This is a genomic window from Mucilaginibacter dorajii (assembly GCF_024808255.1).
GTDB classification, from domain to species: Bacteria; Bacteroidota; Bacteroidia; order Sphingobacteriales; family Sphingobacteriaceae; genus Mucilaginibacter; species Mucilaginibacter dorajii.
This window is the reverse complement of sequence record NZ_JANTYS010000009.1, coordinates 165,833-180,814: the sequence shown is the minus strand read 5'-3', so window position 1 is coordinate 180,814 and position 14,982 is coordinate 165,833. Positions and strand designations below refer to the sequence as shown.

Sequence of the window (14,982 nt, the reverse complement as noted above, 5' to 3'; positions counted from 1 at the left end):
TGGCAACTGGCAACTGGCAACTGGCAACTGGCAACTGGCAACTGGCAACTGGCAACTGGCAACTGGCAACTGGCAACTGGCAACTGGCAACTGGCAACTGGCCTACTTACTATCCGCGTCAGAGATCTGCTTGATCAGGCTTCCCCAGGCAAGTGGGTTAAGCAAAGGGTTGGGTGTTAGCGAGTGGGAGTTTAAAATGTTGGTATGCATGGCTTGCGCGTTTGCCGACTGAATTTCCTGTGCATCCCTTGGTAAAGTGTTATACATGGCTGTGAGTGAAGCCTTGCTGATGTTTTTGCGGGCAATCTCCAAATCATCATCAGCTAATTTTATAGTTAAAAAATCTTTCTTGAATTCATCTGTAGTAGCCCATGGAAATACATGGAACGCCGGCAGATTGATAATTTGCGATTTTATACCCACTTGTAATGTATAGCTCTTACCTGAAAGGTTTGAGGGAATTACCACGGTAACAGGGGCGTAACCTACACAGGTAAAACGCAGGGTATCCTGTTCATGAACTACAAAAGAAAAATAACCTTTATAGTTACTTAAATTAACCTGGTTGTGAAATGATGTGTTGGTGATAGAAACGTAAGGCACAATAACAACGGCACTATCGGCATTGTGTACAACACCAGAAAACTGTATCAATGGTTTATCGCCATGGCTTTGTGCAAATACTGCTGCCGATGCGAATAATAAAAATATGAGAACTAAATATTTCATATACCGGTTTCCCTTTTCCTAACTAATATTACCATAACTAACGGAAAAAGGTTTCAAAACGTTGCTCAAAAATATGTAAATACGATAAAAAATGCCCGTATTTAACAATACTTAACACTATCTTAAATTTTCGGGCAGCACAGCGTTGGGGTCGTCAATATCGGTAAGGTTTATGGCCTCAATAGCGGTAACTTCGGGCACAGCCTTTTTAATAGCCTGCTCAATGCCTGCTTTAAGGGTCATGATACTCATTGGGCACGAACCGCATGAGCCTAACAATTTTAATTTTACAACACCCTCCGGGGTGATTTCCTCAACTGAAACATTCCCGCCATCAGCCTCCAGATACGGACGAATGGTATCTAATGCTGCTTCAACCTGACTTAATAAACTCATTTTTACTAATTTATAACTAAAGTAAAGTTATTAATAATTTATAATATTTTCTATTTGAATATCGGCCGCTAAAATAAGGCCAATGTCAAAATAAAAATGCTTAGCCGTTGTTTATACAACAGCCTCATTTGCTAACGCTTTAGCATTCGCTATTGCTACCTGTTGCGCTACTTGCCGTGCCATATTCATGAAAGCGGCAGTCATCACACCATCATCCTCCATAATGGCAGGCTTGCCCGCATCGCCAGAGTCACTGATGCTTTTGATCAGCGGAATCTCACCTAAAAATGGAACCTCCAATTGGGCTGCCAGTTTTTTGCCGCCATCTTTACCAAAAATATAATACTTGTTTTCGGGCAGTTCGGCAGGCGTAAAGTAGGCCATGTTTTCAACCACACCTAATATCGGAACATTAATGGCCGGCATCATAAACATACCTATCCCTTTTTTAGCATCGGCCAAAGCCACGTTTTGCGGCGTGGTTACAATTACCGCACCCGTAACCGGGAAAGTTTGCGTAACGGTGATATGAATATCGCCGGTGCCCGGCGGCAGGTCAATAACTAAGTAATCTAAATCGCCCCAGTCGGCATCATTAAACAGTTGTTTTACGGCTGTTGATACCATTGGTCCGCGCCATGGCACGGGCTGGTTTGGGTCGGTAAAGAAGCCTATCGATAGTAATTTGATACCATACTTTTCTATTGGCTCAATGCGGGTTTTGCCATCTACCACGCTGGCCTGGGGGCGTGCCCCCTCTAAACCAAACATAATAGGTACCGATGGTCCGTAAATATCAGCATCAATTAAACCAACTTTGGCACCTGCCCTTGCAAGGCCCAGGGCAAGGTTTGCCGCCACGGTTGATTTACCCACACCGCCTTTCCCAGAGGCCACGGCAATGATATTTTTAACTCCGGGTACACCTGTGTTTTTCTGGCTGGTAACGCGCGATGTCATGTTGATATCAACCACCACATCTTTACTTACAAAATAAGCTATGGCATTGCGGCAGGCGTTTTCAATCATCGCCTTAAGCGGGCAGGCCGGCGTGGTTAGTATAACCGAAAAGCTAAGCTTGTTGCCATCAATATGTATATCCTGGATCATGTTAAGTGTAACCAGGTCTTTTTTCAGATCTGGCTCCTCAACATTGCCCAATGCTTGTAATACTTGTTCTTTAGTGATTATCATAATATTATGGCAAATTTACAAAAACAGCCGGTCCATTTGTGCTTGGTAAAGAAACAATTTGCAGAAACAACCGTTTGCAGGGGATAGGAATTAGTTTAGTTTTGGAAAAATTTACACATGAAGCGCCTCAACCCTAAATATATACGCATAGCCGCCTTTATCCTTATCCCGCTGTTAATTATACTGTTAATAGGTGGATATATTGCCTATTCAAAACGGGAAGCTCTGCTTCAAAAAGCCATTGTCAAAGCTACTGCAAAAGCCAAGCGCGATTATAATTTGGATGTAAAAATAGGCTCGGCCCATTTTACCGGTGCCAGCACGGTATCATTCTCTGACGTAACCATTGTGCCCGAGCAGCGCGACAGCCTGCTGCGCATCAAAAACTTTGTAGTAAGTGTAAAGCTATTACCGCTGGTTGTTGGCGAGATCAAACTGTCGGATGTGTTGTTACAGGATGGATTCATCAACCTAACCAGTATTAAGGGCGTAAAAAACTTCGATTTTCTGTTTAAAAAGAAACGCGATACTACATCAACCACCAAAGCCGACCTGAGCCTGCTGGCCAATAACCTGGTAAACGAGGTGTTGTATAAAATACCGGATAACCTGTCGCTCAATAATTTTTCTTTAAGTTTTAAGGATGATAGCAGCGAGGTAAAGCTGCTTGCCAAAACGGCACAAATTAAAGATGGTAACCTTACCTCGACCATTGATGTAGATAACGGCGAGTCTACCTGGCACCTGACCGGTAAAATGCACCCATCAGATAAAAATATCGACGTTAAATTGTATGCCGACGGTAAAAAGGTGGAGTTGCCTATTATCCAGAAAAAACTACATGTTAAAATTAATGCCGATACCATCTCAACCAGGCTAACCAAAGTTGAACACAGTAGTGGCGAAACAAAAATTTATGGTTCGTGGGCGGTTAGCAACCTGCTCATCAATCATCCGGGACTGTCGCCGGGTGATATCGTGTTCCCTAAAGCTTCTATTGATGCCAATTTATTTGTTGGGCAAAACTATGTGTCTATTGATAGCTCATCGGTTATTCATATTAAAAACGTTACTGCCAGGCCGTTCATTAAATACACGCTTAGCCCGATAAAGATCTACGAGCTTAAAATGAATACCGACTGGCTGAATGCTGCCGATATCTTCGACTCGTTCCCGCAGGGCATGTTTGATGCATTGGATGGCATACAGGTGGCAGGTAAGCTTAAGTATGCCATGAATTTTTACATGGACTCCAGCAAGCCCGATGATTTGAAATTTGATTCGCGCCTGGATAAAGATGGTTTCAGGATCATTAAATACGGTAAAACAGATTTGGGTAAGCTGAACAACTCATTTGTATACACCCCGTATGAAAAAGGCAAGCCGTTGGCCCCGCACCTGATTGGGCCGGATAACCCCGAGTTTACTCCGCTTGATCAGATTGCGCCTAACCTGCGCAACGCGGTAATGACTGCCGAAGACCCTTCTTTTTTAACCAATCATGGCTTTGTTGAAGAAGCGTTCCGCAAATCATTGGCTACCGATTTTAAAACCAAAAAGTTTAAACGCGGCGCAAGCGGGATTTCTATGCAGCTGGTTAAAAACTCGTTTTTGAGCCGGGATAAAAACCTGGCCCGTAAAATTGAGGAGATCCTGATTGTTTGGATCATCGAGAATAACCGCATCATGAAAAAAGACCGTATGCTGGAGGTTTACCTGAACATTATTGAATGGGGGCGTAATATTTATGGTATTGCAGAAGCATCGCACTTTTATTTTGGCAAATCACCGTCAGAATTAACTCTTGGCGAAAGTATTTACCTGGCCAGCATTGTGCCTTATCCTAAAGGCGGGTTATACGCTTTTCAGCCCGATGGTACTTTACGCCCGGGCCTGCACGGTTACTTCAACCTTATTGGCCGTTTAATGGCCGATAAGGGCCTTACCCCACGCGATACCAGCGCTTATGGGTTTTATACCGTGAGATTAAGAGAAGGCTTAAGAGAGCGCATTGCGCCTATTGACACCGCCAAAGCCGATAGCCTGATGAAACAGGGCGGCAACGATGATAACGACCCCCTGCCTGTAATTGACGAGCCTGCTAAGAAGCCAAACTTTTTTCAGCGCTTGTTTGGTAAAAAAGATACTACCGAGAAGAAACAGGAAGAAAAGGAAAAACAGAAAGAAAAAACCGCTAAAGAGAAATTAAAAGAGCAAATTGAGGCGCTAAAGCTGGAATATAAAAACAAGATTGATAATATTGATACAGCCGGCAAAACCCGTAAGGATATCAGGGTAGAAAAACGGAGGCTCAAAAAAGAGGAAAGCGACAAAGAGGATGAGCTAAAAGCGAAAGCCAATTTATAGTTTACCATACGATGACTAAATTAAATGTTTAAACATGTATTTTTGTTTGAGCAATTAAAAAAATATGTCATTAGTAGATAAATTACAAAAAAGGGCCGCCATCAAAAAATTCGACCCAACAAAAAAAATAAGTGCCGAACAATTAGAAGCATTGGAAAATGCGGTACAATTAGCGCCATCATCATTAGGTCTGCAATCATTTAAGGTGATTGTTGTACAGGATTCCGAAACCAGGATTAAACTACGCGAAGCCGGCTACAACCAGGCGCAGATTACAGATTCGTCTGCATTATTTGTGTTTGCATCATTGACTGCGCTTGACGAAGACTTTGGTAAAAAATTCATTGATCTTGTTGCCCAAATCCGTAGTGTTGAACGCGCCAGCCTTGAAGGCTATGAGCAAATGGTATTAGGCACATTAAGCAGCCGCACCGACGAACAAAAATTGGCATGGTCGCACAAGCAGACCTACATTGCCTTAGGCGTATTGGTATCAGAAGCAGCTGAGCTTGGCATTGATGCAGCCCCAATGGAAGGCTTTGACGCAGCCCGGTTCGATGAAATTTTAGGGTTAAAGGAATTAGGATTAACAACCTCTGTGATAGCGGCCGTTGGTCACCGTGCCGATGACGACGTTTATAGCAAAATGATTAAAGTACGCCGCCCTAAAAGCGAGTTGTTTATACATGTTTAAGCTTATAGTTCATAGATCATGGTTCATGGTCTTTTATAGTTTGAAGGCGATGGGTTATCTCAGCGCCTTTTTTGCGTAGCCGGTTTTTACCGCTATGAACCATGATCTATTATCCATGAACTAAAACTACTCTCCCGCCGAACTTTTCCTGATAAATAGCTTCGATTTTAATATCACGTGTCTTTTGGGGTTTGATGAAGGAGCGGCCTTTTGCTCCAGGGCCTCAAACAGCAGGTTGGCAGCCTTGATGCCCATTTCATACGCTGGTTGGGTTATGGTTGATAGGGCAGGGCTTAAAAGCGGCGCGATGCCCAGGCTCGAAAAGCTGATTATCTTCAGTTTCTTCGGGATCTCGATCCCCAGGTCATTACAAACATAATAAGTGGCAAAGGCCAAACGTTCAACCGAGCTAAAAATACCGTCGGGTTTTATTTCCTGTAGTACTTTGGTGAGTATCTTGTAGTTTACTTTCTCGTCGTTACTGCAATCAATTACCAACTCATCATCAAAAGGGACGTTATGTTTTTTTAGGGCATCCATATAGCCCTGCATACGTACCTGGCCAATAGAAATGCTTTTGTTTACCACCAGGTAGGCTATGCGCCTGCAGCCGGTTTTTAACAAATGCTCGGTAGCGTCAAAGCTACTCTCATAGTCATTGGTGGTTACTTTGGCGGCATCAATATCCTCATAAACGCGGTCAAAAAAAACTACGGGCACGTTCTTTGACTCCAGCTGGCGCAGGTAATTATGGTCATTAGCCTCGCCCGATACCGACATGATAATACCATCGACTTTGCCGTTATTAAGGTAGTTTACAAATGACACTTCTTTTTCAAATACATCATCTGTGCGGTACAACAAAATATAAAATCCTTTTTTGCGGGCAACTTCTTCAATGCCATTTATAGCCTGGGAAAAAAAATCATTGGCAATTTCGGGGATAATTACTGCCAGGGTTTTCGTTTTTTTATCCCGTAGGTTGCTGGCGTAGTGATTGGGCAAAAAGTTATGCTGCTTGGCAAAAGCCAGGATTCGTTCCTTGGTATCCTTATTAATATCATGGCTGCCGTTAAACGCCCTCGAAATAGTAGAAGTTGATATATTGAGCTCCTTCGCCAGTTTCTTAATGTTAACATTATCCATTATGATCCGATTATCTTTTATTATCGGTCTCAAATGTACTAAAACTCGGGTATTACTCTTTAAAAATCAAGAGCAATTGCAGTTAAAATAGTATAATATTATGCTATTTGCTACATGTTTTAGCATTGGCTTAGGTGTGCTTAACTATAAGTTAATCAATGGCATGCGCTTTGTATTACTTAATATGAAAGGATGGAAAAGATCATGGCAAAACGAATTTTAATAGTTGACGATAACGAGCTGATGACCGAGGTAATGACTTATATACTTACCGGTAGTGGCTACGAAGTTATAGCGCTCAACGGTGGCGACAATATATTTAACGATATAAAAACCGTACGCCCTGATTTGCTGATCCTTGACGCTTTATTACCCGGCATGGATGGTCGTGATATTTGTATGCTCATAAAACTTAACCGGGATACACAAAACCTGCCGGTTATCATTTGCTCTGGTAACGATAATATTGACGATGCTTTAAGCCAAAAAGGGGCGCCAAACGACGTGTTGCACAAGCCTTTTAATATAGATAACCTGATAGAAAAAGTAGAACATCAACTGGCGGCCTAAGCGGTCATGACAGATTTAATCATTTTTAATGTGTTGTAAATTAGTTGTTTAGTTAATTAAAAAGCGCCAGGCCCCATGTTTATGTCTTTTTAGAAAATGGGATTTGTATATTTACCCGGAGAGAAGACACAGATGGGACTGCCACTAAGAATTACATATAACGATACCGACCATGTGTATCAGATCAATACATCGCCAATAAATAAGGCTACCAGCGAGCTTGAAATTTTATTGAATGGCGAAACAATTACCCTTCAAAAAGATGAACGCCAGGTATGGATTCAACAGGGCGAAGGCCCAATGATCGACCCGGAATTAGCGCAGGCTTTAGGGAGGTCTGTTTCGTTGCGGTTTAGGATGTAATGTTTTAAATAAACTGATATTTTCTGGTCGTTTTTGGATTGAAGTAAGTTCGAGGCTTCGGTTTCGGCGGCCAAAATCTGCTGTATAAAAAAAGCCTCTTCGCCCTCGCAGCTCAGAGGCTTTTATCTAAACCTTATCACAATGGAGCAAGCGCTCCTATTTGCACTGTAAACCTACAACAACCCATATTAAACAAAGACGAGTATCGATGAATAGCGGGGATTTATCGACGGATGGGCAATGGGCTTGGGCTTTTAGTCTTTTTAATATCGTGAAGTGTGATTTTTACTTTCAACCAGGTAATGTATATCAAAAAAACTTTCTAATGAGTTTATAGGCATAACTATCAGCATGATTAATATGCTGTGTTTCCATATAACACAATAACGGTTACATACGTTTTTAATCAACAGGGGTTATACTTCAGGAAAGCGATCTGAAAAATTAGGCCATGCCCTTCTATTAATCTTCGTTATCCTTGTTGCGGGGTAGTAAACGTACAGCCGCCAGGCACAGCAGGCAGCTTACAAAGAAAACAATGGCGGCTATAATAAAAATCATCGGCTTAAAATATTGTTAAGGGGGTCAATAAAAAAGTCAAACAAAAATCATAGCGCTTCCCGGCGCATTACATTAATTATTATAAATAAAATTTAGCAATCGGTTTGTTTTATTTACGAAGCTAACTTACAATTGGTTGCGCTAAAATAACAGAATTATCGATAAAGAGCCATTTTTTATCGACGGAACAAAAAGCGGAGCTGGTTTTGAGAAAATATTTGGCAGCCAGCACCAAAACAATGCAACGGGAGCTTGGAGGTACAATGTTAAACACGTATTTCAAATACCGTTAAAACACCTATTGCCGTCGTACAGATAGCATGATAACTTTATCACTATTTAACACCAATTAAAAATCTGATGAGTTTCGAGGTAATTTGTATTGCAAAGCCCGATGTGGATAGTTCACACGAGCAGATCACGCATATAGGCTATTACGAATCAATAAACCAGCCAAAAGTGATCATTGCGGTTGAGGATGCGATAAAACGCATTGAATCATATGATAGGGCATTTCACGTATACGCCGGCCCCAAAATAGCACTGCTTAAGGTTGAGCGCCAAAATGGGAAAGCTTATATTAAAACGGTACCGGACGAAGCTCAAAAAGATAATTTGCTAAACCTGCCGAGATGCTAAAATGAAGTTAAAGCAAATTGTGCTGCTTGCGGTAGCTATGTTATACGTAATGCAATTGCTTGCCCAACCCCTTAGGCACCCGGTAAAACGCCGGCCCCAAAAGAAACATGCACCGCGGCATTACACCCGTGCAGGTAAAGTTTGTAACCCGTATGGGAAACATACCCTGTAACAATATCGGGAAATGGTGCCGAAATCAAAATCCGGATTGGGTTTGGCCTTTGTTTATTTTTCAATGCCTTTATAAAGACACCAGCTATAGCTTAAACCTTCGGCATAATCCTGTCGCGAGCCTTCGTGGGGCAGCACATCAACAATATGATGTACCGAGAGATCTTCGGGCGATGGTACAAAATCAACAGCATTGCCCGTGAGCACATCAAGGGTATCGCCGGTATCATACAACAACCTGAAAACACAATACCCCATGCCCGATTCGCCGGCATTGTAAAGCTTGTTAGCCAGCTTGGCCGGGAGCCGGTTGGGGCTGTCATGTATTACCATAACATCTTCTATAAATACCAGCTGATCATCGGCCGGCGCTATGCCGTAGCCGCTTATATAGCTGTCGTAATCAACAATGTAAACATTATCAAGCACGGTGCCGTCTTTTAATTCTACCTGGCATGGGTAGTATTTTAAAACGCTATCCTTTGATGGCGTAATATCTGCAAGCTGCTGCTGCTGCGACTTTGAAATAGGCCTGGTTTCCATGGTGCTATGCTAATATAGCATATACACAGTAAGTTGTATAGAAAAGTTTGAATTTTTTGTTTGGACAGGGTAGGTGGGTTTGAGAAAACATCAGGATCAATATTTAAATAAATATTTTAGATGAACGTTTGCAACGTATATCTGTAAATATTGTGGGCGAGTCGAAACGCATTCAATTCAAAACAGGTTAAGGTTCAATATGGAATTTTTATGAAGTTGATGTCAGACGGTGGGGTTGGTTTTACCTTTTGTACTTTAATTTCTATTAAATTGTCGTTTTTTATTACAGAAGCAGGTTTTGATAGTACAATAGGGTGGTAATTTAAGGTTCCTTCTGGGGTCTATAATTGTTCATCCGATAAAAAGCCACACAAACGTTTGATTTTAGCAAACAAGGCAATTTTTTGCCGATTAACTATTCGTTAAAAATGTTATATAGCGAAATTTTTCATGTAATGAGACTGAAATCTCCCCAAAGAAAACCGTAATTGCAAGCCTTTTTGCAAACCGCTCATAATAAGATGCTTTATCAACCCATCATCGCATAAAATGTTGTTTGGTGTTTTACAAATGCACGTTATCTCGTTGCAATTGTACTATTAAAAGTAGCAATCCCTTATTGCTTATCGGGATTTTGGTAACCGATCACCTTATATGCCACCTTCAAAAGATTCACTATAAAATTGGGCAAACAAACGTTTGTGTGGTATTTAATTCGGTTGCCGGAAAAAATATTCGATACGTTTGTTTTGGAGCCGATAGGTTACTTGCTTGAAAATCAGGCATTGATCGCCATCCAAAATGTACGTTCTGTTTTTGTAGGGCCGTAGTACTATAACGCATTCCTAAACCGGCAATACAATACAAAGTAGCACTCGAATTTTTTATTTAAACCCAATACACTATGATGAACAAGTACAAAAAAATCTTTATTGTTTGCTTGCTTTTACTCTTCTATGGAGCGGCCGGTGCGCAGGTTATGGTAACGGGCGTGGTTAAAGGTGCCGATGATGGCAAGGTGTTGCCCGGCGTTTCGGTGCTTGTAAAAAGCGGCAAAGGCGGGGTAAGTACCGATCCAGATGGAAGGTATAAAATCTCGGTGCCAGCCGATGCCGTACTGCGCTTTTCATTTATTGGGTACCAAACCAGGGAGGTAAATGTGGCTGGTAAAAACGAACTCAACGTTGCGCTTCAGCCTTCACAAAACTCGTTGAATGATGTGGTAGTGGTAGGTTACCATGATGTAAAACAAAAGCTAACTACGGCGGCCATTACTGTGGTATCGGGCAAAGAGATAGAGAATTTGCCGGCACCAAGCTTTGCTACTGCACTGCAGGGGCGCGTTAGTGGTGTTAACATCCAGAACTTTAGCGGAGCCCCCGGTGTGCGCAATACATTTGCTGTACGCGGTAATTCGGCGCTGTCTACAAGCCTGTCAGAGGCTAATGCGATAAGCACGCCTTTGTTTATCATTGACGGTGTGCCTACAAGTATTACCGACCTGGGTAGCTACGATAATACACAAACCGACGTGCTGGCAGGGATCAACATTAACGATATTGAAAGCATACAGGTAGCTAAGGATGCTGCCGCAACTGCTATATGGGGATCGCGCGGTGCAAACGGTGTTGTAACCATAAGAACCAAAAGAGCCAAAGTAGGTAAGCCCCAGGTAACGCTGAATATATACGGCGGGGTATCGGCACAGCCAAGCTTACAGGAAACGGCTACCGGTTCTTTTGAGCGGAATCAGAAGCTTAATTTTTTAACCCAGCAGGGTGGCTCATCGGCCTTATACTCATTGCCGCAAATGTTAACCGATAGTTTAAATCCATCGTTTAACAATGCCACCAACTGGCAAAACTTGTTTTACCGCAAAGCATATTTGCGCAACGTTGATCTGTCTATCGCCGGCGCTACCGAAGCTATCAATTACCGCTTCAGTCTTAACAATTATAAAGAAGACGGGGTTATTTACGGCACAGGTTTTCAACGATATGCATTTCGCTCCAACATCAGCTACCAGATAAGCCCTAAATTGAGTACCGAAGTAAATATCAGTATCGCGAGGGTGGATAGGGATCCTGGTTTAGGGAACGACCCGCATACCACCAATCCCTTATCGGGCTTTAACCAGCCCAGTTCATTTTATTACGTTAATGCCGATGATATTGCCCGTTATCGCGGCCAGTATACCCAATTACGTAACCTGGATAGGAACGATCTTTTTACCGGGTTTATCGGCCTTCATTACCAGATATTGCCGGGCTTGTTGTTTAAAACAGAAGGATCGGGCAGTACCAACAAAAACGAAAATCAATTCAGCTCGCCATCTACCTTATCGGCCCAGGGCGTGTCCACATCATATGATTATACCAGCGATTATGTATCACTTAACGTAAATAACGTATTATCCTACGGTAAAAAAATAGGGAATGATCACAACATCAACGTGTTGGTATTACAAAACTTTCAGCGCGATGTGGTAAACAGCACCAACATATATGGCGATAACATCCCCAACGATTATATCAAGGTGGTACAGGGGGCGCCGCAATCAAGCTTAACCGCATCAACAGATTACCAGGCATCATCGTTGTTATCATATGCCACACAGGTACATTACGATTTTAAGGAGAAATACCTGCTTGATGCCACCATGCGTGCCGATGCTTCATCGCGTTTTGGCGCTAATCATAAATGGGGTTATTTTCCTTCGGTGAGCGTGGGGTATATTTTATCTGAAGAGGCTTTTATGAAAAAGGTAAACTGGGTAAGCCTGTTGAAAATACGCGGCAGTTATGGTGTTAACGGCGATCAGCCTTCATCTTTTTACGCGCCTTACAACAGCTATAATTTAACACAAGGCTTTTATAACGGTGTTGCTATGGGCACGCCAAATTATAATACCGGTAGTGGTGTTACCGATAAAAACCTCACCTGGGAGCCAACCAAACAACTGGATATTGGTGTTGATGCTGGCCTGTTCAATGGTCGGCTTAATGTAACGGTCGATTATTATAACAAGGTTCAGGATAATAAATATTATACCTTCCCGCTGGCTTTTTACACAGGTTATACCCAGCAAACTTCTAACTCAGGCTTATCGGTAGGCAACAGGGGTTTTGAGGTAAATATAGATACGCATAACCTGCCATCGTCCAGTAAATTTCAATGGAACACCAATTTAAACTTTTCCTATAACCGCAATAAGATCCTGAGCCTGCCAAACGGCAACCGTACCATTTACGCTACCTATGTTGATCCTAACAGCGGCGCGGGTATTAATTACATTTTCCAGGTGGGGAAACCGCTGTATATCCTTAACCAGATGATTTACCAGGGAATTTATAACTCTGCATCGCAGGTGCCGGTAAATCCTTATACAGGGCAACCCTTAACCTATTTTAAAGGTTATTACCCGGTTAAGCCGGGCTATCCTAAATGGAAGGATGTAAATGGCGATTACGACGTATGGACCGATGAGGATAAGGGCAATGCCCAGGGCGATTTGCTGCCTACGGCCGATCCTAACCCGGCTATCACCGGCGGCTTTAATAACAACTTTGTATATGGCAATTGGTCCTTAGGTATTGGTACAACGTTTACCTTAAAACGGGATATTATTAACAGCCTGCAGGCCAACCAGTTTTCAAACTGGGCAAGTGGCGTTTATAATTTTACCAATTCGGGTATTCCAAACTTATCTAATGTAGGTTTCTGGGACCCGGCTGCGGCAGCTAAAGATCCGGCAGGCTACCGGGCTAAATTCCCGGCTTTAAACCCTAACGGCTCGTACTTCTACCAGTTTTCGCCATTCTCTACCGAGTACAATGAAAACGGCGCTTATTTTAAAATAACCAATATATCCCTTGGGTACAGGCTGCCCAAGCGCTACCTGGATGCTCTTAAAATAACCGGGTGTCGCTTTTTTGCAGTGTTGGAGAATGTGCACACCTTTCAAAAGGCTACAGTGCCCGATGCCGAGCAGGTTAATCCTTTTGGTATTTATGATGGGGCCACTTATCCCACCCCAAAAAAATTCACCCTTGGCGTAAATGTTCAGTTTTAATACCCAAACAAAAAATACGATGAAAAAATTATTAAACCGGTATATCACGTTTATATTTCTTTGCAGCGGCATTTTATTTGGCTCATGTAAAAAATACATCAATGAGGGGCCAATTGATACCCCTACAACAGACAATTTCTGGACATCGCAAAAGGCGGCCGAATCTGGCCTGGCAGGCGCTTACGGCCTGCTGCGTAGCGCGCTTGTTAACGGGCACTCTTATTACGTTTTTGGCGATGCAACGGCAAACGAGTTTTCAAACCTGAATGATAACACAGCATATGGCAGCTTAAAGCCTTCTAATCAGTGGAACTTTAATTATGTGCCTTACCAGGCGGGCTCATTACAAAACTGGACCATGTTTTACCAGGTAATAAGTCAGTGTAATTTGATCATTAGTAAAGTGCCCAACATTCCGGCCTCGACTTTTACCGGCGATGTTACCGCAATTAAAAATCAGATGCTGGGAGAGGCTTACTTTATAAGAGCCTACTGCTACTATTATATTACCCAGGTATGGGGCGAGCCGGTTATTGTTACCGAAGCTTATGCCGATCCGATTAACGCGAAACCCATCGCCCGCAGCACAGATGCCCAGGGTTTTGCACAGGCGGTTATCGACGCTAAAAAGGCGATAAGCCTGATGCAATATGGTTATGCCGATCTTTCAAAGGTGGCAGTGCAGGCAAACCGGGGTACCGCGTTTGCACTGTTGGCTAAAATTTACATGTGGCAAAAGCAATATCAGCCAGCGGCCGCCGCCGCTGATAGCGTGATACAACGCGGGGGCTATAACCTTGAATCGGGTGCTGCTTTTAGCAATATATTTAAAGGGCATAGCCAGGAAAGCATTTTTGAAATGAACATGCTTTACTCGCCCAATCAAAACGAGGCCCAAAGCGGTACCGATGGTATATTCGCTATCTTTTTGGCTAATCCCTTTGTTTTTGGTAAAACCACCAGCTGGAATGTAAATACCGAACTGGTGAACAATTTGTACGATACAACATCCACCTCAACCGATGTTAGGGTGAAAGCCACGTTTTATGGCCTGTTATCAAATGCGCTAATGGTTAAATATGCCAATGTGGTTTATCAGAACCCATCGCAACAAACCCTGCCTTTTGTAAGCAATAATATGGTGCTGATGCGCCTGGCAGATATTTACCTGTTAAAAGCCGAAGCCAATTATAACTTATCAAATTATGGTGCCGCGGTTCAAAACTTAAATATTGTACGTGCACGTGCCGGTATTGATCCTTATACCCTGGGCGACCCAACCGACCTGTTGTACACCATTATGGATGAACGGGGGCGGGAACTGTTTGGCGAAGGGCAGTGGTATTTTGACCTGGTGCGGTCGCGCCTGATAGACGACCCCAATTATCCAAACTTTGTAGAAGGATATTTAACCAACCGCATCAACAACCGGGGGTATTTATGGCCGCTTGATTTAAGAACGCTGCTGCCACAGGACCCATTGCTTACACAAAATGCCTGGTGGTCGCAAAATGGTTTGTAAACTATAAAATCTTAA

At 42.7% G+C, this 14,982-nt stretch carries 13 protein-coding genes; 8 read left to right on the top strand and 5 right to left on the bottom strand.

Translation table 11 applies throughout. The features are described from left to right. Positions 1 to 102: 102 nt before the first annotated feature. From FHS10_RS14415 to FHS10_RS14405, 3 genes are all read right to left on the bottom strand, one after another. Positions 103 to 729 carry a hypothetical protein gene (locus FHS10_RS14415; RefSeq protein ID WP_259091671.1) on the bottom strand — a complete coding sequence of 209 codons (627 nt, stop codon included), beginning with the start codon at positions 727 to 729 and terminating at the stop codon, positions 103 to 105. A gap of 117 nt (positions 730 to 846) precedes the next feature. Beyond that, positions 847 to 1,125 (bottom strand): NifU family protein, encoded by a 279-nt coding sequence (locus FHS10_RS14410; protein WP_259091670.1) that lies wholly within the window; start codon positions 1,123 to 1,125, stop codon positions 847 to 849. Positions 1,126 to 1,236: 111 nt separating this feature from the next. Continuing rightward, entirely contained in the window at positions 1,237 to 2,319 is a 1,083-nt protein-coding gene (locus FHS10_RS14405) for an Mrp/NBP35 family ATP-binding protein (RefSeq protein ID WP_259091669.1), read from the bottom strand. 117 nt (positions 2,320 to 2,436) lie between these two features. Here FHS10_RS14405 and FHS10_RS14400 point away from each other — a divergent pair, with 117 nt between their 5' ends. Then, complete coding sequence (locus tag FHS10_RS14400; RefSeq protein WP_259091668.1) at positions 2,437 to 4,686, top strand: transglycosylase domain-containing protein; 2,250 nt, start codon at positions 2,437 to 2,439, stop codon at positions 4,684 to 4,686. Between the two features lie 64 nt (positions 4,687 to 4,750). Next, a complete protein-coding gene (locus tag FHS10_RS14395) occupies positions 4,751 to 5,380 on the top strand; it encodes a nitroreductase family protein (RefSeq protein WP_259091667.1) in 630 nt (209 codons plus the stop codon). Positions 5,381 to 5,506: 126 nt separating this feature from the next. On the opposite strand, the gene FHS10_RS14390 is transcribed toward FHS10_RS14395, so the two are convergent. After that, positions 5,507 to 6,526 carry a LacI family DNA-binding transcriptional regulator gene (locus FHS10_RS14390; RefSeq protein WP_259091666.1) on the bottom strand — a complete coding sequence of 340 codons (1,020 nt, stop codon included), beginning with the start codon at positions 6,524 to 6,526 and terminating at the stop codon, positions 5,507 to 5,509. Between the two features lie 192 nt (positions 6,527 to 6,718). Here FHS10_RS14390 and FHS10_RS14385 point away from each other — a divergent pair, with 192 nt between their 5' ends. The 4 genes from FHS10_RS14385 (at position 6,719) to FHS10_RS14370 (ending at position 8,831) form a co-directional block, all read left to right on the top strand. Continuing rightward, positions 6,719 to 7,096: a response regulator gene (locus FHS10_RS14385; RefSeq protein ID WP_259091665.1), complete on the top strand. Its 378-nt coding sequence runs from the start codon at positions 6,719 to 6,721 to the stop codon at positions 7,094 to 7,096. Positions 7,097 to 7,192: 96 nt separating this feature from the next. Continuing rightward, positions 7,193 to 7,459: a hypothetical protein gene (locus FHS10_RS14380; protein ID WP_259091664.1), complete on the top strand. Its 267-nt coding sequence runs from the start codon at positions 7,193 to 7,195 to the stop codon at positions 7,457 to 7,459. Positions 7,460 to 8,380: 921 nt separating this feature from the next. Next, on the top strand, positions 8,381 to 8,659 hold the full coding sequence (locus FHS10_RS14375) for a DUF3892 domain-containing protein (RefSeq protein WP_259091663.1): 279 nt from the start codon (positions 8,381 to 8,383) through the stop codon (positions 8,657 to 8,659). 1 nt (position 8,660) lies between these two features. Further along, positions 8,661 to 8,831: a hypothetical protein gene (locus tag FHS10_RS14370; RefSeq protein ID WP_259091662.1), complete on the top strand. Its 171-nt coding sequence runs from the start codon at positions 8,661 to 8,663 to the stop codon at positions 8,829 to 8,831. A gap of 53 nt (positions 8,832 to 8,884) precedes the next feature. Here FHS10_RS14370 and FHS10_RS14365 read toward each other — a convergent pair whose 3' ends face one another. After that, positions 8,885 to 9,373 (bottom strand): hypothetical protein, encoded by a 489-nt coding sequence (locus FHS10_RS14365; protein WP_259091661.1) that lies wholly within the window; start codon positions 9,371 to 9,373, stop codon positions 8,885 to 8,887. Between the two features lie 904 nt (positions 9,374 to 10,277). Between FHS10_RS14365 and FHS10_RS14360 the strand changes: the two genes are divergently transcribed. Together FHS10_RS14360 and FHS10_RS14355 are read left to right on the top strand one after the other, a co-directional pair. After that, on the top strand, positions 10,278 to 13,445 hold the full coding sequence (locus FHS10_RS14360; RefSeq protein ID WP_259091660.1) for a SusC/RagA family TonB-linked outer membrane protein: 3,168 nt from the start codon (positions 10,278 to 10,280) through the stop codon (positions 13,443 to 13,445). Between the two features lie 19 nt (positions 13,446 to 13,464). Continuing rightward, complete coding sequence (locus FHS10_RS14355) at positions 13,465 to 14,967, top strand: RagB/SusD family nutrient uptake outer membrane protein (RefSeq protein ID WP_259091659.1); 1,503 nt, start codon at positions 13,465 to 13,467, stop codon at positions 14,965 to 14,967. The last annotated feature ends 15 nt before the right edge of the window (positions 14,968 to 14,982 follow it).

Excerpts from the sequence above, each read along its gene's own strand:
- FHS10_RS14415 (WP_259091671.1), bottom strand. The coding sequence starts at position 729 with ATGAAATATTTAGTTCTCATATTTTTATTATTCGCATCGGCAGCAGTA.
- FHS10_RS14410 (WP_259091670.1), bottom strand. The coding sequence starts at position 1,125 with ATGAGTTTATTAAGTCAGGTTGAAGCAGCATTAGATACCATTCGTCCG.
- FHS10_RS14405 (WP_259091669.1), bottom strand. The coding sequence starts at position 2,319 with ATGATAATCACTAAAGAACAAGTATTACAAGCATTGGGCAATGTTGAG.
- FHS10_RS14400 (WP_259091668.1), top strand. The coding sequence starts at position 2,437 with ATGAAGCGCCTCAACCCTAAATATATACGCATAGCCGCCTTTATCCTT.
- FHS10_RS14395 (WP_259091667.1), top strand. The coding sequence starts at position 4,751 with ATGTCATTAGTAGATAAATTACAAAAAAGGGCCGCCATCAAAAAATTC.
- FHS10_RS14390 (WP_259091666.1), bottom strand. The coding sequence starts at position 6,526 with ATGGATAATGTTAACATTAAGAAACTGGCGAAGGAGCTCAATATATCA.
- FHS10_RS14385 (WP_259091665.1), top strand. The coding sequence starts at position 6,719 with ATGGAAAAGATCATGGCAAAACGAATTTTAATAGTTGACGATAACGAG.
- FHS10_RS14380 (WP_259091664.1), top strand. The coding sequence starts at position 7,193 with ATGGGATTTGTATATTTACCCGGAGAGAAGACACAGATGGGACTGCCA.
- FHS10_RS14375 (WP_259091663.1), top strand. The coding sequence starts at position 8,381 with ATGAGTTTCGAGGTAATTTGTATTGCAAAGCCCGATGTGGATAGTTCA.
- FHS10_RS14370 (WP_259091662.1), top strand. The coding sequence starts at position 8,661 with ATGAAGTTAAAGCAAATTGTGCTGCTTGCGGTAGCTATGTTATACGTA.
- FHS10_RS14365 (WP_259091661.1), bottom strand. The coding sequence starts at position 9,373 with ATGGAAACCAGGCCTATTTCAAAGTCGCAGCAGCAGCAGCTTGCAGAT.
- FHS10_RS14360 (WP_259091660.1), top strand. The coding sequence starts at position 10,278 with ATGATGAACAAGTACAAAAAAATCTTTATTGTTTGCTTGCTTTTACTC.
- FHS10_RS14355 (WP_259091659.1), top strand. The coding sequence starts at position 13,465 with ATGAAAAAATTATTAAACCGGTATATCACGTTTATATTTCTTTGCAGC.